At 64.3% G+C, this 17,290-nt stretch carries 15 protein-coding genes and 1 tRNA gene; 8 read left to right on the forward strand and 8 right to left on the reverse strand.

What is annotated here, in order from left to right:
- Positions 1-898 precede the first annotated feature (898 nt).
- On the forward strand, positions 899-2,530 hold the full coding sequence (locus tag JMY28_RS11360) for a methyl-accepting chemotaxis protein (protein WP_201696030.1): 1,632 nt from the start codon (positions 899-901) through the stop codon (positions 2,528-2,530).
- Between the two features lie 172 nt (positions 2,531-2,702).
- The gene (locus tag JMY28_RS11365; protein WP_201696031.1) at positions 2,703-3,950 is read left to right on the forward strand and encodes a D-amino acid dehydrogenase; all 1,248 of its coding nucleotides are present in this window, start codon (positions 2,703-2,705) and stop codon (positions 3,948-3,950) included.
- An 11-nt stretch (positions 3,951-3,961) separates the two neighbouring features.
- Here JMY28_RS11365 and JMY28_RS11370 read toward each other — a convergent pair whose 3' ends face one another.
- The 7 genes from JMY28_RS11370 to hcaE all read right to left on the reverse strand — a co-directional run bounded on the left by JMY28_RS11370 (position 3,962) and on the right by hcaE (position 9,622).
- The gene (locus tag JMY28_RS11370; RefSeq protein WP_201696032.1) at positions 3,962-4,924 is read right to left on the reverse strand and encodes a TauD/TfdA dioxygenase family protein; all 963 of its coding nucleotides are present in this window, start codon (positions 4,922-4,924) and stop codon (positions 3,962-3,964) included.
- Positions 4,925-5,174: 250 nt separating this feature from the next.
- Positions 5,175-5,251, reverse strand: a tRNA-Val gene (locus tag JMY28_RS11375).
- A gap of 87 nt (positions 5,252-5,338) precedes the next feature.
- Positions 5,339-6,565, reverse strand: a complete 1,227-nt coding sequence (gene hcaD / locus JMY28_RS11380; RefSeq protein WP_201696033.1) for a 3-phenylpropionate/cinnamic acid dioxygenase ferredoxin--NAD(+) reductase subunit — start codon at positions 6,563-6,565, stop codon at positions 5,339-5,341.
- A gap of 12 nt (positions 6,566-6,577) precedes the next feature.
- A complete protein-coding gene (gene hcaB, locus JMY28_RS11385) occupies positions 6,578-7,393 on the reverse strand; it encodes a 3-phenylpropionate-dihydrodiol/cinnamic acid-dihydrodiol dehydrogenase (protein WP_201696034.1) in 816 nt (271 codons plus the stop codon).
- A complete protein-coding gene (gene hcaC / locus JMY28_RS11390; RefSeq protein ID WP_201696035.1) occupies positions 7,393-7,713 on the reverse strand; it encodes a 3-phenylpropionate/cinnamic acid dioxygenase ferredoxin subunit in 321 nt (106 codons plus the stop codon). Before hcaC ends, hcaB begins: the two co-directional genes overlap by 1 nt.
- A 2-nt stretch (positions 7,714-7,715) precedes the next feature.
- Positions 7,716-8,270, reverse strand: coding sequence for a 3-phenylpropionate/cinnamic acid dioxygenase subunit beta (hcaF, locus tag JMY28_RS11395; protein WP_201696036.1), 555 nt, complete (start codon positions 8,268-8,270; stop codon positions 7,716-7,718).
- Positions 8,267-9,622: a 3-phenylpropionate/cinnamic acid dioxygenase subunit alpha gene (hcaE, locus tag JMY28_RS11400; RefSeq protein ID WP_201696037.1), complete on the reverse strand. Its 1,356-nt coding sequence runs from the start codon at positions 9,620-9,622 to the stop codon at positions 8,267-8,269. Before hcaE ends, hcaF begins: the two co-directional genes overlap by 4 nt.
- 123 nt (positions 9,623-9,745) lie before the next feature.
- Between hcaE and hcaR the strand changes: the two genes are divergently transcribed.
- The gene (gene hcaR / locus JMY28_RS11405; RefSeq protein WP_201696038.1) at positions 9,746-10,624 is read left to right on the forward strand and encodes a DNA-binding transcriptional regulator HcaR; all 879 of its coding nucleotides are present in this window, start codon (positions 9,746-9,748) and stop codon (positions 10,622-10,624) included.
- Here the strand turns inward: hcaR and JMY28_RS11410 are convergent.
- On the reverse strand, positions 10,621-11,424 hold the full coding sequence (locus tag JMY28_RS11410; RefSeq protein WP_201696039.1) for a DNA-binding transcriptional regulator: 804 nt from the start codon (positions 11,422-11,424) through the stop codon (positions 10,621-10,623). The genes hcaR and JMY28_RS11410 overlap by 4 nt on opposite strands.
- A 192-nt stretch (positions 11,425-11,616) precedes the next feature.
- Between JMY28_RS11410 and JMY28_RS11415 the strand changes: the two genes are divergently transcribed.
- The 5 genes from JMY28_RS11415 to dmpG are packed head-to-tail and all read left to right on the forward strand — an operon-like array spanning position 11,617 to position 17,226.
- Positions 11,617-13,467, forward strand: coding sequence for a bifunctional 3-(3-hydroxy-phenyl)propionate/3-hydroxycinnamic acid hydroxylase (locus tag JMY28_RS11415; protein WP_201696040.1), 1,851 nt, complete (start codon positions 11,617-11,619; stop codon positions 13,465-13,467).
- 2 nt (positions 13,468-13,469) lie between these two features.
- Positions 13,470-14,414 (forward strand): 3-carboxyethylcatechol 2,3-dioxygenase, encoded by a 945-nt coding sequence (locus tag JMY28_RS11420; protein ID WP_201696041.1) that lies wholly within the window; start codon positions 13,470-13,472, stop codon positions 14,412-14,414.
- Between the two features lie 29 nt (positions 14,415-14,443).
- Positions 14,444-15,232: a 2-keto-4-pentenoate hydratase gene (gene mhpD / locus JMY28_RS11425; protein WP_201696042.1), complete on the forward strand. Its 789-nt coding sequence runs from the start codon at positions 14,444-14,446 to the stop codon at positions 15,230-15,232.
- Between the two features lie 13 nt (positions 15,233-15,245).
- A complete protein-coding gene (locus JMY28_RS11430; RefSeq protein WP_201696043.1) occupies positions 15,246-16,196 on the forward strand; it encodes an acetaldehyde dehydrogenase (acetylating) in 951 nt (316 codons plus the stop codon).
- Between the two features lie 4 nt (positions 16,197-16,200).
- Positions 16,201-17,226 carry a 4-hydroxy-2-oxovalerate aldolase gene (gene dmpG / locus JMY28_RS11435; protein ID WP_201696044.1) on the forward strand — a complete coding sequence of 342 codons (1,026 nt, stop codon included), beginning with the start codon at positions 16,201-16,203 and terminating at the stop codon, positions 17,224-17,226.
- Positions 17,227-17,290 lie beyond the last annotated feature (64 nt).

Consider the following 17,290-nt stretch of genomic DNA (forward strand, 5'->3'; position numbering starts at 1 on the left):
CGCTCCCTTGCGGTGCTTGCCCAACATTCGATAAACCTATGTAAGCCCAAGGTCCGGACACACCTAGCGGTTGGGACACGGGATAGTCAGCCGCGTTGATGCGAATGGCCACTTTCGGAGCGGTCTGCGCGTGAAGGCGATGAACTCGCAGAACTGTTGCGCGCGTGGCCGCATTTGCCAAAGGCCGTGCGGAAGGAAATTAAAACGTTCCGGCCGGTCTAGCAGACCGGTGAGGCTCTCCGCGCACACTTGTGCGACGAGCCAGACGAATATCTTGGTGAACAACTGAACTGGACAGCTGCACTTCGGGCAGTGCCAGAGTTGCACACACGCGAATGTCTGACGCGCCGGCTTTGCCGGCTTGCCCAGTTCATAAAAAGAGGCATGACAAACTGTCGGCCAGAATCAGCGCGGAGTGTCCACAGAGCCAAAAGAACACCTCTTCCATGTAGAGGTGCATCACTGCCGCCGCTATGGTCTACTCCTAACAGATAGAATGCGCCTATGCTATGGCTTCCTCGTCCGACAGACTTAATTGTCCTGCGACAGACTTAATTGTTTCCGATCATAGGAGCGAAGCCGCGCGTAAAAGCGGCCAGGAAAAACAATCGGTGAAGGCAAAACGATAGCACGAATCGCGACTTGGTCTGACAGAGCCCGCTGGCCGGGTTCCCGTGGCCCATGCCGAGCCGCAAAAGATCGCCGTAAACCCTTTCCAGACAAGGTTTTCCCACCCATTGGGACGACGCCTCGCCAAACCCCGCGTAGCCCTGCGGGCATCATGGATTTCCCCTATCCAGCACCGTGCGTTGTCTGCCGTTAGGCGAGACGAGGTGCAAAGGCGCGTCGGGCCGCGCAGATTCGCATCGGCTGGAAGATAAAACGCAACGGAGACCTCATGCTGGGAAACATCACCATTCGCCGTGGGCTTACGCTCGTTATCGGTATCTTCGTCGCGTTTCTGCTGACGGTGATCGGCGTGTCGTATGGCGCGCTCAAGATCACCAACGACAGCCTGCACGACGCCCAGCGCGGCGCGCAGGCGCTCGACGCCCTCAAGACCAGTTCTGAGCGCCTGCTCCAGGTGCGCCTCGCGCTCGGCGGCTACGAGACGCTCTTCAGCGTCGGCAAGGCCACGGACGGCTTGCTCGACAAGGCGCACCAGGTGCTCGTGAACTCGAATAAGGAGTTCGCGCTCTATAGCGCCGGCCCGTTCGACGACCCCGAAGAGGCGCGCCTCGCCCAGGCCGTGAGCAGCGCGCGCGAGGCGCTCGTTTCGCAGGCGCTCGAGCCCGAGTACAAGTCGCTCGTCGACAACGACTTCAACACCTTCCGCACGATCCAGGGCGAAACCGCCGACCGCTATTACGGCGCCTACGCGAAGGCAATCGAGGCGCTCGAGGACTGGCAGACCGCGCGCCAGCAGCAGGATGCCGACACCGCTGCGCAGCGCTTTCGTGTTTCCCTCATCGTGTTTGGCCTGATCGGTGTGGTCGGCGTGGCGATTGGCGTGATTGCGCGCGTGGGGCTCGCCGCCGCCGTGGTCAAGCCGGTGAACCATGCGATTCGCCACTTCGAGCGTATCGCCGCGGGCGATCTCACTGTGGACGTGCGGGTGCGCTCGAAGAACGAAATGGGCCAACTGCTGAGCGCGCTGCAGACCATGCGCGATGGCCTCGTGGGCACTGTCTCGCGCGTGCGCGGCAGCACGCACGAAATCACGCAGGGCGCGAAGCAGATCGCGTCCGGCAACGTCGATCTCTCGGACCGCACGGCGCAGCAGGCGGCGGCACTCGAAGAAACGGCGGCGAGCATCGAGGAGCTTTCGGCCGCGGTGCGCCAGAACACGGACGGTGCGAAGGAAGCGAGCGGGCTCGCCCAGAGCGCGCTCGAAACCGTCACGCGCGGTGCCGACGTGGTGGCACGCGTGAACGCGACGATGAGCGACATCACGGCCTCGTCGCAGAAGGTGGAGGAGATCACCGGCATCATCGAAGGCATCGCGTTCCAGACCAACATCCTCGCGCTCAATGCGGCGGTGGAGGCGGCGCGCGCAGGCGAACAGGGGCGTGGATTCGCGGTCGTGGCGAGCGAGGTGCGCAGCCTCGCGCAGCGCTCGGGCACGGCGGCCAAGGAGATCAAGGAACTGATTGCGGCCTCGGCAGCGACCGTCGGCGCGGGCGCGCGCCTCGTGGAGGACGCGCGCCGCACGATGGACGAGGCACGCAGCGCGGTGGCGCGCGTGAGCGGGATCATGACCGAAATCGAGACCGCGACGCACGAGCAGAGCGACGGCATCGAGCAGGTGAACCGCGCGATTGCTCAGATCGACGAAGTCACGCAGCGCAATGCGGCGCTCGTGGAGGAAGCGGCGGCGGCTGCGCAGTCGCTCGAATCGCAGGCCGATTTGCTGCGCCAGGCCGTGGCGGTGTTCAATCTGGGTGGCGCGGGGCAGGCGGGTGCGCGACCGGCGCATGCCGCCGCGGCGGACGCGCGCGCAGCGCGTGGGAGTGGTCCGGCGCTGGGCTGAGCCTGCCGAGACGGGTTGTCCTTGCCGTTGCAAGGACAACTTTCGTCCGCTTTACGCTTTAACCTGAAGTTATACCCCGCGCGCAAATCGCAATTGAGTTCCCCATCGTTCCCGGCGAGACTGGCGGCATAGGCCGTCAAGGTTGGCCGTCAGCGGAAGAGAACAACGGATCATGCGAGTTTGCGTTTTGGGCGGTGGGGTGATTGGCGTAAGCACGGCGTATGCGCTCGCCCGCGATGGACACGAGGTCACACTCGTCGAGCGCCATGCCGACGTAGCGCGCGAAACGAGCCACGCCAATGGTGGCCAGCTCAGCTACAGCTACGTCGCGCCGCTCGCCGACCCTTCGGTGCTCCCCAAGCTGCCCCAATGGCTGTTCTCGCGCGACGCCGCGCTGCGTTTCGTGCCCCGGCTCGATCCTCATCAATGGCGCTGGTGTGCCGCATTCCTGCGCGCCTGCACGCGCGCGCGCAGCCGCGCGACCACGGCCGAACTGCTCGGCCTCGGCTTTCTGAGCCAGCGTCTCATGCACGAAGTGGTCGAGCGCGAAGCGCTTTCATTCGATTACGTGCGCAACGGCAAGCTCGTGGTGTATCGCGATCAGGAAGGCTTTGAGGGCGCGCGCCACCAGGCGGAATATCAGGCGAAACTGGGGTGCGTGCAGCGCGCGCTCGACGGCGCGGCATGCGTGGCGCTTGAACCGGCGCTCGCGCATATCGGCGGCGAGATCGTGGGCGGCATACACACGCCAGGCGAGGAGGCGGCCGACTGCGATCAGTTCACGCGCTGCCTCGCACGCGCGGCGCAGCGCGATGGCGTGAACCTGCAGCTCGCCACCGAGTTCTCTGGACTGCGAACGAAAGGTCTGCGCGTGCTCGCCGCGCAAACCTCGCAGGGCGACATCGAAGCCGACGCTTTCGTGGTGTGCCTGGGTTTCCAGAGTCAGCCGATGCTTGCCTCGCTCGGCGTGCACGTGCCCGTTTATCCGCTCAAGGGCTACAGCCTCACGCTCCCCAACGCGAACGCGCAGGGCGCGCCGCGCGTCTCGGTCACGGACGCGCATCACAAGGTCGTCTACGCGCCGCTCGGCGAGCGCCTGCGCATTGCGGGCATGGTCGATCTCACAGGCATGAACCCGCACGCCGACGACGCCCGCATCGCGCTGCTCACGCGCCAGGCGCGCGAAACGTTCCCCAACGCCGGCGACTACGACGCCATTCAGACGTGGACCGGCATGCGTCCCGCCACACCGGACAGCAAGCCCGTGATCGGCGCCACGCACTTTCGCAACCTGTGGCTCAACACGGGGCACGGCGCGCTCGGTTTCACGCTCGCACTCGGCAGTGCGCAACTGCTCGCCGATCTGCTGGCGGAGCGTGAGTTGCCGATCGACGGTGATGCCTTCGCGCCGGGCCGCTGATCTGACCGCGCTTACTGCAGGGTCGCCCCGTCCTCGCGCACGACTACGCTCGTGCGTCCGTCGATGCTCACTGGCACTTCGCCGCGCACGGTCGCGCGTCGCACGATGCGGCGCGCGTCGCCGTAGTCGTTGATCGCGTAGTGCTGAGTGGCGCGGTTGTCCCAGATCGCGACGTCGCCTGCCTGCCAGTTCCAGCGCACGGTGTTTTCGAGCCGCGTGACGTGCTCGTGGAACACCTGCAGCAAATGCGCCGAATCGAACGATGATAGACCTTTGAGCCGCTGCACGAAGTGGCCGAGCACGAGCGTGCGTTCGCCCGTTTCTGGATGCACGCGCACCACGGGGTGCTCGGTTTCGTAGAGCTTCGACGTGAAGACTTCGCGGTAACGCTTGAGTTGCGTGCTGTCGGCGTTCGCGTGCGTGGACGCGTAATCGTAGGCGTTGGTGTGCAGCGCCCAGAGCGTGTCGGCGAGCGCGCGCAGCGGCTCGGGCAACTGAGCGTATGCGGCGGCCGTGTTGGCCCACACCGTGTCGCCGCCAAATGGTGGAATCTCCACGGCGCGCAGGATCGAAATTTTCGGGTAGGCGTCGACGAACGTGACGTCGGTGTGCCACGAGTTGGCGCGCGCGCCGTGAAGCGAATCGAGTTCCAGCAGGCTGCCGCCTTCCACCGAGGGCACCGTGGGGTGCGCGACTGTTTCGCCGAAGCGCCGCGCGAAGGCTTCCTGCGAGGCGTCGTCGAGATGCTGCTGGCCGCGGAAGAACAGCACCTTGTGACGCAGCAGGGCGGCGTTGATGGCGTTGAACGTGGCGCTGTCGAGATCGGCGTGAAGACGCACACCGTCGATGCGCGCGCCAATGCGGCCCGCGACCTGATGGAGGTCGAGCGTGGTATCGGCGTGTTGCTGCGCGGCGGAATGCAGATGCGTAGACGGAACGGAAACGGCGGGGCGCTGCGTTTGAACGTCGGACATCGAAAGTCTCCTCGGCTGGACGTGGAACGCCCATTCAAGCAGCGAAGCGCTGCGAGAAGAACTGACGATTTCTGCGAAGCTAAGTGCGGGATTGCGCGCTATACATAGCAGTGCGTGTGATTAAGCACGCTACATGACGCACCAGGAGTGACGCACCAAAAGAAAATGACGCAGACCCGCGAGGGAATGCGTCATTCACAAGATGCTGCAAGGTACAGCTTCTTTACTGCGTGTTTGCTTCTATGTTCGTTGGTAGGCTCGATTGGATTCGAACCAACGACCCCCACCATGTCAAGGTGGTGCTCTAACCAACTGAGCTACGAGCCTGTCGAGGCGCGAATTATAGAGACACTCGTGCGCGCTTGCAAGCGCTTTTCTCGTATCGGGAAAAACGTCGTGTTTTCGGGCACGCGTCTATGCAAACTCCCGCGCCAGATTGCGCAGGTTTTGCGCGGGATCGGCGAGCATTTCGCGTGCAATGCGCGCGCGTTTGCCGATCAACGCCCTCGCGCTGCGCATGTCGCGACCCTGGTTCACCGTGATTGCCCCCACGAGCGCGCCCTCGCCATCGAGACCGAATAGTACGCAGGGTGGCGCTGCCAGCGTGCCGCGCGCAAGCCATTCCGGCGCGGCCATGTCGCCGGCGAACTGGATGTTGAGGCCGCATTGATCGGTCCAGAACCAATCCGCTTCAAGGCCTTCGGACGCGAGGCCGAGCATCGCGCGCGCCGCCGTTTGCGCCTGGCGGTTTGCGTTCTCCCACGTTTCGCGGCGCTGGTGGCGGCCGCTTGCAGCATCCCACTGGCTCGCGGCGTCGCCGGCTGCGTAGATGTGCGGGTGCGAAGTGCGGCACTGCGCGTCGATCACGATGCCGTTGTTCACGTGCAGGCCCGCTGCTCGCGCAAGGGTGGTTTCGGGCTCGACGCCAATGCCGTAGATCACCGCGTCGCCGGTAATGCGCGTGCCGTTTTCGAGCGTCAGCACGATTTCGTTGGCTTCGCGCATGGCCGAAGCGAGTGGCGAGCCCAGATGCAGCGTCACGCCCCGCGCGCGATGCACATCGCACAGAGGCTCGGTGAGCAGCGGTGGCGCGCAACGCGCCATCGCGCGCGGCGCCTGTTCGATTACGGTGACTTCCGCGCCGAGATCGATCGCGCTCGAAGCGAGTTCGAGACCGATCACGCCTGCGCCCACCAGCAGCACGCGTTTGCCCGTTTGCAGCACGGGAATAAGGCGTTGCGCGTCCTGAAGTGTGCGCAGCGTGTGGACGTTCTCGCCGAGTGCATCGAGCATCGGCAACCGGCGCACGCGTGCGCCCGTGGCGAGCAGCAGCTCGTCGAAGGCGATCGATTCTCCGCTCGCGAGCGTCACGATGCGCGCCTGTGTGTCGAGCGCCGTCGCGGCCACGCCGAGCTTCAACTCAACGTTTTGCTCTGCGTAGTAGCCCTCGCCATGAATCGCGCAGCGCGCGGTTTGCGGCTGGAGCAGCATGTCTTTCGAGAGCGGTGGCCGCTCATAAGGCGCGTGCGTTTCTTCGCCGATCAGTACGACGCGGCCCGCGTAGCCTTGCTGGCGCAGTTCGGCGGCGGCGAGCGCGCCCGCCTGACCCGCACCGACGATGACGATGGTCGAAGCGTTCATGATGCGTTCCCGTTACAGATTGAGTCCACCCGCCGCGTGACGAATGCCGCGAATGCCCAGGCCGGCGTCCGCATTGATCATCACGCCGCTCAACACGCGATTGTTCGGGCGCGAAGCGAGCATCACATAGGGGCCGGTGAATTCCGCAGGCTGCGGAAAGAACTGCAGCGGCAGGATGCTCGCAATCGCTTCGGGCGAACGCGAGTCCATGATGCGCAGGTCCTGCTGGCCGAGCGAAACCGGGCCGCGCAAATCGCTCGCCATCCCGCAGGGTCCGACGCCGTTCACGCGCACCTTGGGCGCAAGCTCATAGGCGAGCTGCCGGATGATGCCCACGGCCGCGTGCTTGCTCGCCGTGTACAAGGGCCCGCCACCGCCCGGATAGAACGACGAATTCGAGAGCGTGAAGATCATGCTGCCCTCGCTCGCAATGAGCGCGCGCGCGGCCGCTTTCGCACCGAGCAGATAGCCCTTCACGTTGATCGAGAAAAGCTCTTCATAACCGCTGTCGAGTTGCGCGGGCGAGAGATCGACGAGGCTCGAAGCGTGATCCCAGATCGCCGCGTTGCCGATGAAGGTATCGAGCTTGCCGAACGCATCGACGGCGGCGCTCACTGCCCGCTCGTTGTCGGCGTACGAGGTGACGTCGCCCTGCACGGCAACCACACGTTGCGCGCCGAAGCGTTCGCGCAGTGCGGCGACCTTCTCCGCCGAGCGTTCGAGCACGGCCACGTGCGCACCTTCTTCGAGAAAGCGTTCGACGAGCGCGAGCCCGAGTCCCGATCCGCCGCCCGTTATCAAAGCAACTTCGTTGTCGAGCCAGCTCATTACGCGGCCTCCGGAACGTCGACAAAAACTGCGCCATCAACGAGCGTGATTGGGAAAGTCTTGAGCGGTTCGGTCGCAGGCTGACACAGCGCTACGCCCGTCTTCAGGCAAAAACGCGCGGCATGCAGCGGACACTCAACGGTGCCGTCATCTTCGATATACCCTTCGGACATCGAAGCGTTGCCGTGCGAGCAGCGGTCGTTCAGCGCGAAAAGCTCGCCGTTCACCTTGAATACGGCGATCGCGGCGGACGGGCCGTCCACCTTGATCGCTTCGCCATCGGACAACGCATCGTCCTGGCAGACAAAAATACGGGCCATGATCAGAAAAGCACACTCAGGTTGTGGGAAGTGAGCACCGCCTGGTCGAGCGTGATCTCGCGGCGGCACACCTGCCAGCCTTGCGCGCCCTCCACGCGGCGCACGCGGTCGATGCGGCGGCCCACGTAGAACGTCTCGTCGCGCTCCTTCTGCGAGCGGTAGAGCGCGTAGTTCACGTGCGCCTCGTATTCGCCGGGCGTATCGGTGGTGAGCGCGCGCAGGTTCGTCACGAGATGGCGCGTGCGCGAGGGCGGCTCCTCCGCCCATGCCATGCCGGTCTCGAGGCGCGCAACGCGGCGTTCGAGCTGGAAGTGCGTGTCGTTGAAGATCCACGTGGTGGGCGGCTGCACGCCACGCCGACGGTCGCGCGTTTGTGCGTTGACCGTGGTGCGCATCGTGTAGCGGATATCTTTCGACATGAGGTCGAGCCACGCGCGAAAGTGCCAGCCATCGAGCAACGCGGCTTCCTCAAAGAGGAATTGCTCGATTTCGTGATGGAGTTCGAGACCGACGCGCGTAGGCGCAAACACCGGTTCGAGTTCAGCGACTTCGCTCATTTGACCACCTCCGCCTCGTAGCGCGCGGTGCGCTCGTTCACTTCGTCCCACGTTTCGGAGACCAGCAAATCGGCCCAGCGGCGGTACATGCCGCGCGCGGCGGTCTCCGAGAAAATGTAGTTCGTTATGCCAGGTATGCCGTCTTCGCGCAGGCGCTCGTTGCCCAAGCCCATTTCGAGGCAGAGTTTCGTTTTGCGCGCGCGGCTGCCGCGCAGCACCTTCTGGACTTCGGCCCAGTTTTCCGAATCGTCCTGTTCGAGAAAACCTGCAGGCCCGAACGCGCGCGTCGCGCTGCGCTCGAAAGCGGCCTTCACCTCACCGGATGCGGCCTTGTCGGTAATGCAGAACGCCCAGACTTCCACCTGGTTCGGACCGCGCGGGTGCCACACGCGCAGCGTGGCCGTGCCGTTGAGCCACGAAAGCGTGGGGAACATGTTGTTGTGGCCCGCAAGACGCATCGCGCGAACCTTGCCCAGGCGCGCTTCGGCTTCGGCGTAGGTGTCGCGGAAGTACTGCGAGACTTCGCCGTCCACCCATACGTTCGCGTCGGGCTGCTCGGTGAAGAAAAAGCCGCTGCCGTGGCCCGCCTGCCCGTACTGCAGCGCGTCCTTGGCGGTCTCCCATACGGGGCGCGCCGTTTGGCCCGCACCGAGCGCCTTGTCGGCTGCGCCTTCCTTCGCCCCGAGCACTTCGATGGCGGACGCGTGCGTGAAGAGTGCGTGATACTGGTCGCTCGCGAACTGCTCCGCGGGAAATTTCCAGTTGCAGTCGATCACCCACTTGTGTACGCCGCCCACGATCTCGGTGCCCCCTTCGCGGCGGTCGAGCACGCCGTCCAGATACCAGGCGATGTCGCCCATATAGGTTTCGAGGTCGGGGGCGCTGGCGTCCCAGTTGCCGAACACGAGGCCCTTGTAGACGGCCACGCGCGTGACTTCCTGCAAGCCCCACTTTTCCTTGCACAGGCCCTGCGGAAACGCGCGCGGTTCGAGCGGCACGTCGATGAGCGCGCCGTCCACGCCGTACGACCAGCCGTGATACGGGCAGGTGAACGCGCGCGTGTTGCCGCAGTCGGCGTGGCTCACGCGCATCGAGCGATGGCGGCACTGATTGAGGAAGGCCTTGATTGAGCCGTCCTTCTGACGCACCACGACGATGGGGTCTTCGCCCATGTAGGTATTGAAAAAGTCGCCGGCTTTCGGTATTTGACTGACGTGGGCGAGGAACAGCCAGCAGCGGCCGAAGATGCGCTCGAGTTCGAGCGCGTAAATGTCGGGGTCGGTATAGATGGACGACGTGACGCGACCATTTTGCGCGTCGACGAGTGCATCGATGTCGATGATTGCGGACATGCGAGTCTCCTCCGTGGCAGCATTGCCTTTTTGGCGGGAATGCAGACGGATGATCGTTGCTCGCTTTGCCGTTGTGAAATATTTTGTTTGTTGCCACTAAGACTTCGAAACGATAACTCGAGCATGGAACTGAGACACCTGCGCTATTTCATTGCCGTCGCCGACGAGCTGAGCTTCACGCGCGCGGCGCAGCGCCTGCATACGGCGCAGCCGTCGCTGAGCCAGCAGATTCGCAATCTCGAAGACGAGGTGGGCACGCCGCTGTTCGAGCGCACGCGCCGCAAGGTGGAATTGACCGACGCGGGCAAGGTGTTTCTCGCCGAGGCGCGTCTCGTGGTGGCCCAGGCCGATCGCGCAGTGGCGCGTGCGCGTCAGGTGGGGCAGGGGCGCGCGACGGTGACGATCGGTTTTGTGCCCGCCGCCGAGATCCGGGTTTTCCCGGTGATTTTGCCGCGTTTGCGATTGCGTTTTCCCGAGGTGAATGTCGAGTTGCGCAGTCTGCCAACGGCGGAGCAGGAAGACGCGCTATTGCGTGGCGATATCGACGTGGCGTTCATGCGGCGGCCCGTTGTTTCGCCCGAATTGCGCAGCGAAGTCGTGCTCACCGAGCCGCTGGTCGTGGTGCTTCCGAGCGGTCATCCGCTCGCGAAGCAACAGCGCATCGCACCGGCGCAATTGAGCGGCGAGCCGTTCATCAGCACGCATCCGCAGTTTTCGGGGCAGGTGCACAGCGTGGTCGAGGCGTATTGCGAGGCGCGCGGCATCGAGCGCAAGGTGGCTCAGGTCGCGACGAATATTCTGCTCAATCTGAATCTGGTGGGCATGGGGCTTGGATATGCGCTGTTGCCCGCGTATGTCTCGTCGCTTACGAGCAGCGCGATCTGCACGCGTCCGCTCGAAGGCGAGCCGCCCACCATCGACTTGCTGATGGTGTCGCGCAAAGAGCCGCATTCGGCGGAGCTCGAAGCGCTATTCGAACTCGTGCGCGAGAACGAGCCTTAACGCTTCGTGTTTTCTTCCTGCGCCTCTAACGCCGTCACCATTTCCTGCGCGGCGCGCTGCAGCTCGGGCACGAAGCGCCGCACCGCCTCCGCTGGATTGATGGCCTGTTCCAGGTAGATCACGTTCAGGCTCGCGAGCACGCGCCCATGCGCCTCGATAGCCGTTGCGAGCGCACCGATCTTGCGTTGATCCGCCCAGTCGCCATGGTTCGAGCCGAAGCCGTCCGCGCGGGTCTGGCGTACGAGATTGCGGATAAAGGCGTGGTCGCCAGCGAGTTTTTGCTGCTGATCCCCACCGGCACCGGCGCGCAACAGTTCGAGAATGTCCTCGCGCTCCGCCTCGGGGCACATCGCGAAGTACACGCGGCCCGCCGCCGTGAGCAAGATCGGCAGGCGGCGTCCCACCATCGCGCGGTGAAACGAAAGCGGGCTGAAGCGGTGCGTGGTCTCGCGGATCACCATGGAGTCGCCATCGGGCGTCGTGAGGTCCGATGGCCACACGGTGCGCTGGAGCATTTGCGCCATGATCGGCGGCGCGATGGTCGCGATCAGTTCGTCGTCGGTGAAGCCTTCGCTCAGGCCGCGCACGTTCATCGTCAGACGAAAGCTGTCGTCGGAAGCGCTGCGGCGCACGAACTTTTCCTCTACCAGGGTTTCCAGCAGGCGCCTCACGGTTGTGCGGTGCAGACCTGTTGCCTCGCTCAGTTGCTGGCTCGTGGCGCGCCCGTTCTCCATGGCGTTGAGCGCCTGGAGCACTTGCAGGCCGCGCGCCAGACCTCGCACGTTTGCATACTTCGTCATCGAAAACGCCTTAAAAATCAACTGTGTGCATTCTATGCACATTTCTCTAAAAATGTTGAGCGCGCACCGGGCGGAACCTAGACTCGCTTCCATTCACCGGACTGTGACAAAGCGTCCAACCGGGTGATCCGTTTTCAGGCACCCCCTGTCAGCATCCGCAGCGGCTCCATAAGTCGCGCGAGAAGGAGACACATGAACACCCCCCTCGCCCACGAGGCGGATACCATCCGCCCTCGCCAGATTGCCACCGACGTCGCCATCATCGGCGCGGGTCCGGTCGGCCTCATGATCGCCAACATTCTCGGCCTGCAAGGCGTGCGTGTCACGCTTGTCGAGAAACTCGACCAGATCATCGACTACCCGCGCGCCATTGGTTTGGATGACGAAGCATTGCGCGTGTTCCAGTCGATCGGTCTTGCCGATGCGCTGCTGCCGCATACCACGCCCGACCACTGGATGCGCTTCGTCACGAAGGACGGCCATTGCTTCGCCTCGATCGAACCGCGTACCGACGAATTCGGCTGGCCGCGGCGTAACGCCTTCATTCAGCCGCTCGCAGACCGCGTGCTCTATGAAGGGCTCGCGCGCTTCGAGCATGTGCAAGTGTTGTTCGGCCACGCCGTCAACGCGTTCGAACAGGACGCGCAGGGCGTGACGATCGACGTCAGCGATACGAACGGTGAGCGCCGCTCGATCCGCGCAGCGTACCTGGTAGGCGCGGACGGCGGCAACAGCTTCGTGCGCCGCGCGCTCAATGTGCCCTTCGAAGGCCGCACGAAGCCGAATCAATGGATCGTGGTGGACGTGCGCAACGACCCCATCGGCTCGCCGCATATCTACATGCATTGCGATCATCAGCGCCCGTATGTGTCGGCTGCGCTGCCGCACGGCATTCGGCGCTTCGAATTCATGGTGATGCCGGGCGAGACGGAAGAGGAACTCTCGAAGCCCGAGAACATGGCCGCGCTGATCCGCAAGGTGGTCGCCGACCCCGACAAGGTCGACTACATCCGTAAGCGCGTGTACACGCACAACGCGCGTCTGGCCGAAACGTTCCGCGTGGACCGCGTTCTGCTCGCTGGCGACGCTGCTCACATCATGCCCGTGTGGCAGGGCCAGGGGTACAACAGCGGCATTCGCGACGCGAACAACCTGGGCTGGAAGCTCGCGATGGTCGCGAAGGGCCATGCCGACGGCCGCCTGCTCGACAGCTATACCGTGGAGCGCCGCGCACATGCGCGTTCGATGATCCACCTCTCGGAAGTCGCGGGCGATATCTTCGCGCCCACGACGCGCTTTGGCGCGCGCGTGCGCGACACGTTCGTGCGCTGGATGAATGTGTTCCCCTCGGTTAAGCGTTACTTCGTGGAAATGCGCTTCAAGCCGATGCCGCGCTATGAAGCGGGCGTCGTGCTGCTGCCGCCGCCGCAGAAAACGGGTGGCTGGCTCGCAAGCCTCCTGGAGCGCTCGGGCAACTCGGCGCCGGGCCGCTTGCTTGGCTTGATGAGCCAGAAGCGCGACTCACTGATCGGCCGTCTCGCCTATGGCCGCGATCCGCTCGCGGCTTCGCCCGTGGGCCGCATGTTCATACAGCCGCGCGTGCGTCTTGCCGATGGCCGCGTGGTGCGCCTCGACGACGCGATCGGCAACGGCTTCGCGGTGCTCGCCTGGGGCGCGGATCCGACCTTTGGTCTCACGCCGCAGGCTCGCGCGCTGTGGGAGCGTCTCGGTGCGCGCTTCATCTTCGCGAAGCCCGACGTGCAGCTCGAATATGCCGACGACGTACCCGAGGGCGTGCTCGCGCTCGGCGACGCGCAGGGCCGTCTGAAGGAGTGGTTCAGCCGCCTGCCCGAATCTGTGGTGCTGCTGCGCCCGGACCGCTTCGTTGCGGGCGTGTGCACGCCGCAACAGGTATCGGACGCGATCGTCGAACTCGCGGGCAAGCTCGGCATGACCGAAGCCGCCTTGCGCGAGGCGAGCGCTGCAGCCCCGCAAAACCGTCCCGTGCGCGGCGTGGCCGTTGCGCGCACAGCAGGAGCATGAGCATGCCGATTCACCTCGAATGTCTGTCGCATACGCCGTTGCATGGCTATTTCGATCCGCTGCCTGAAGTGGTGGCGGAAGTCGAACGTGTAGGCCGCGCCGCGCGCGAGCGCGTGGAAGCGTACAAACCCGATCTGATCGTTGCGTTCGCACCCGACCATTTCAACGGCTTCTTTTATGATGTGATGCCGCCGTTCTGCATCGGTGCGCGCGCCGATGCCATCGGCGACTTCAAGAGCATGGCCGGTACGCTGCCGGTGCCCGAAGACCTCGCGCATAAGCTCGCCGAAAATGTGCTCGACGCCGATATCGACGTAGCGCTTTCGTACCGCATGCAGGTCGATCACGGCTGCGCGCAGGCGCTGGAAGTGCTCACCGGCGGCCTGGATCGCTACCCGGTGATTCCCGTGTTCATCAACTCGGTGGCGCCGCCCATGGCGACGCTGCGCCGTGCGCGTCTGCTGGGCGATGCGATTGGCCGCTTCTTCTCGCGCAGCGACAAGCGCGTGCTCGTGGTGGGCTCGGGCGGCATTTCACACGAGCCGCCTGTGCCGGAACTCTTCGGCGCGACGCCCGAAGTGGCCGAACGCCTGATCGCAGGCCGCAACCCCACGGCCGATTCGCGCGCAGCACGCCAGGCGCGTACCGTGGCCGCGGCGAAGTCGTTCACGGCGGGCGACAGCCAGTTGCATCCGCTCAATCCAGTATGGGATCGCGCGTTCCTCGCACGCCTTGAATCAGGCGAGTTGACTTCCGTGGACGGTATGACGAACGCGGCCATTACGCGTGACGGCGGCAAGTCGGCCCATGAAATTCGCACCTGGGTCGCGGCGTTCGGCACGCTGGCCGCCTATGGCCCGTATCGCGCGACGCTTGACTACTACCGCGAAATTCCCGAGTGGATCGCGGGTTTCGCCACCATGCACGCCATGCCTGACGCGGCGTGACAGGAAAATACGGACTCCGGAGAATCAACATGTCAGATTCGAAACGCGTCGCGGCACTGGCCGCGCGCCTGCGCGAAGCCGAAGCGTCGCGCAACGTGATCGAGCCGGTGCGCAGCGAGATCGCTTTGGACGATATCGCCACTGCGTATGCAGTTCAGCAAGCCAACGTCGATCTGCGCGTGGCGACTGGCGAGCGCATTGTGGGCCGCAAGATCGGACTTACGTCGCTCGCGGTGCAAAAGCAGCTGGGCGTCGATCAGCCCGATTTCGGCGCGCTGTTCGCTTCGGTGGCTTATGGCGACGCCGAAGCCATCCCGCTCTCGCAACTGATCCAGCCGAAGGTGGAAGCGGAAATCGCGCTCGTGCTCGAGCACGACCTCACGTTCGAGAAGCACACCTTCGTCGATATCCTGCGCGCAAGTGCCTATGCACTTGCGGCAATCGAAGTGGTGGACAGCCGCATCCAGAACTGGGACATCCGCTTCGTCGATACGGTGGCCGACAACGCTTCGAGCGCGCGCTTCGTGGTGGGCAGCCGCCCGGTGCCGCTCTCGCAGATCGATTTGACCGCTTGCGCCATGGAACTTTCGCGCGACGGCGAGGTGCTTTCGCGTGGCAACGGCGCGGCGTGCCTCGGCAATCCGCTCAACGCCGCAGTGTGGCTTGCGGACCGCATGGTCCAGCTCGGCACGCCGCTGCGTGCGGGCGACGTGGTGCTCACGGGTGCGCTCGGGCCCATGGTCGCCGTGAAGGAACCCGGCATGTACACCGCGCAGATCGAAGGCCTCGGCAGCGTTCGCGCGACTTTCTCCGCCTGATACAGGAATTCATATGGCTTCCGAAAAACTCAAGGCCGCGATCATCGGCTCCGGCAACATCGGCACGGATCTGATGATCAAGATCATGCGCAACAGCCAGCATCTGGAGATGGCGGCGATGGTCGGCATCGACCCGAACTCCGATGGTCTCGCGCGCGCCGCGCGCCTGGGCGTCGCGACCACGCATGAAGGCGTGGAAGGTCTCACGCGTCTGCCCGTTTTCAACGACATCGACTTCGTGTTCGATGCGACCTCCGCTGGCGCGCACGTGAAGAACGACGCGCTGCTGCGCAAGCTCAAGCCGTCGATCCGCGTGATCGACTTGACGCCTGCCGCGATTGGCCCGTACTGCGTGCCGGTGGTGAACATCGATGCGCATATCGAAGCGCTCAACGTCAACATGGTGACGTGCGGCGGCCAGGCCACGATTCCGATGGTCGCCGCTGTGTCGCGCATCGCGAAGGTCCATTACGCGGAGATCGTCGCTTCGATCAGCAGCAAGTCGGCGGGCCCGGGCACGCGCGCCAACATCGACGAGTTCACCGAAACGACTTCGAAGGCGATCGAAGTAGTGGGCGGCGCTGCGAAGGGCAAGGCCATCATCGTGCTGAACCCGGCCGAGCCGCCGGTGATGATGCGCGACACGGTTTATACGCTTTCCGAGGCGGCCGACCGCGAGAAGGTCGAGCAGTCCATCGAAGAGATGGTCGCGAAGGTCCACGCCTATGTGCCGGGCTATCGCCTGAAGCAGAAGGTGCAGTTCGACGAGATTCCTGCGAGCGCGCCGCTCAACATTCCGGGCCTTGGCAAGTTCAGCGGCCTGAAGACCTCGGTGTTCCTCGAAGTGGAAGGCGCGGCGCATTATCTGCCCGCTTACGCAGGCAATCTCGACATCATGACTTCCGCCGCGCTCGCTACTGCCGAACGCATGGCGCAAACGCTGCTCAGCGTACAAGGAGCGTAAAGCGATGAGCAAGAAACTCTACATCTCCGACGTGACACTGCGCGACGGCAGCCACGCCATTCGCCACCAGTACTCGATCCAGAACGTGCAGGACATCGCCCGTGCGCTGGACCGCGCGAAGGTGGACAGCATCGAAGTCGCCCACGGTGACGGCCTGCAGGGCTCGAGCTTCAACTACGGCTTCGGCGCGCACAGCGACCTGGAATGGATCGAGGCCGTGGCCGACGTGGTCACGCACGCACAGATCGCGACGCTGCTCTTGCCCGGCATCGGTACGATTCACGACCTGAAGGCCGCATACAACGCGGGCGCGCGCATCGTGCGCGTAGCCACGCATTGCACGGAAGCCGACATTTCGAAGCAGCACATCGAGTATGCGCGCGAACTGGGCATGGACACCGTGGGCTTTCTGATGATGAGCCACATGACCACGCCGGAAAATCTCGCCATCGAAGCGAAGAAGATGGAAAGCTACGGCGCGACCTGCATCTACGTGGTCGATTCGGGCGGCGCACTCACGATGAACGACGTGCGCGACCGATTCCGCGCGGTGAAGGCAGTGCTCAAGCCCGAAACGCAAACGGGCATGCACGCGCACCACAACCTCTCGTTGGGCGTGGCGAATTCGATAGTCGCGGTGGAAGAAGGTTGCGACCGCATCGATGCATCGCTTGCGGGCATGGGTGCCGGCGCGGGCAATGCGCCGCTCGAAGTGTTCATCGGCGCGGCGGAGCGCATGGGCTGGAACCACGGCACCGACCTCTACACGTTGATGGACGCCGCCGACGACATCGTGCGCCCGTTGCAGGACCGCCCGGTCCGCGTGGACCGCGAAACGCTCGCGCTCGGCTATGCAGGCGTGTATTCGAGCTTCCTGCGCCACTCGGAAGTGGCTGCGAAGAAGTACGGCCTGAAGACGGTCGACATTCTCGTCGAACTGGGCAAGCGCCGGATGGTGGGCGGCCAGGAAGACATGATCGTCGACGTGGCGCTCGATTTGAAGAAGCGCCAGGAAGCATTGCAGTCCTGATCAAGCGCGCCGCGCATCGCCTTTCGGGTGGTGTGCGGCGTTGCCACAAATAGCCGGCGAAAAG

This window comes from Paraburkholderia hiiakae, from assembly GCF_904848665.1.
Classification (GTDB): Bacteria; Pseudomonadota; Gammaproteobacteria; order Burkholderiales; family Burkholderiaceae; genus Paraburkholderia; species Paraburkholderia hiiakae.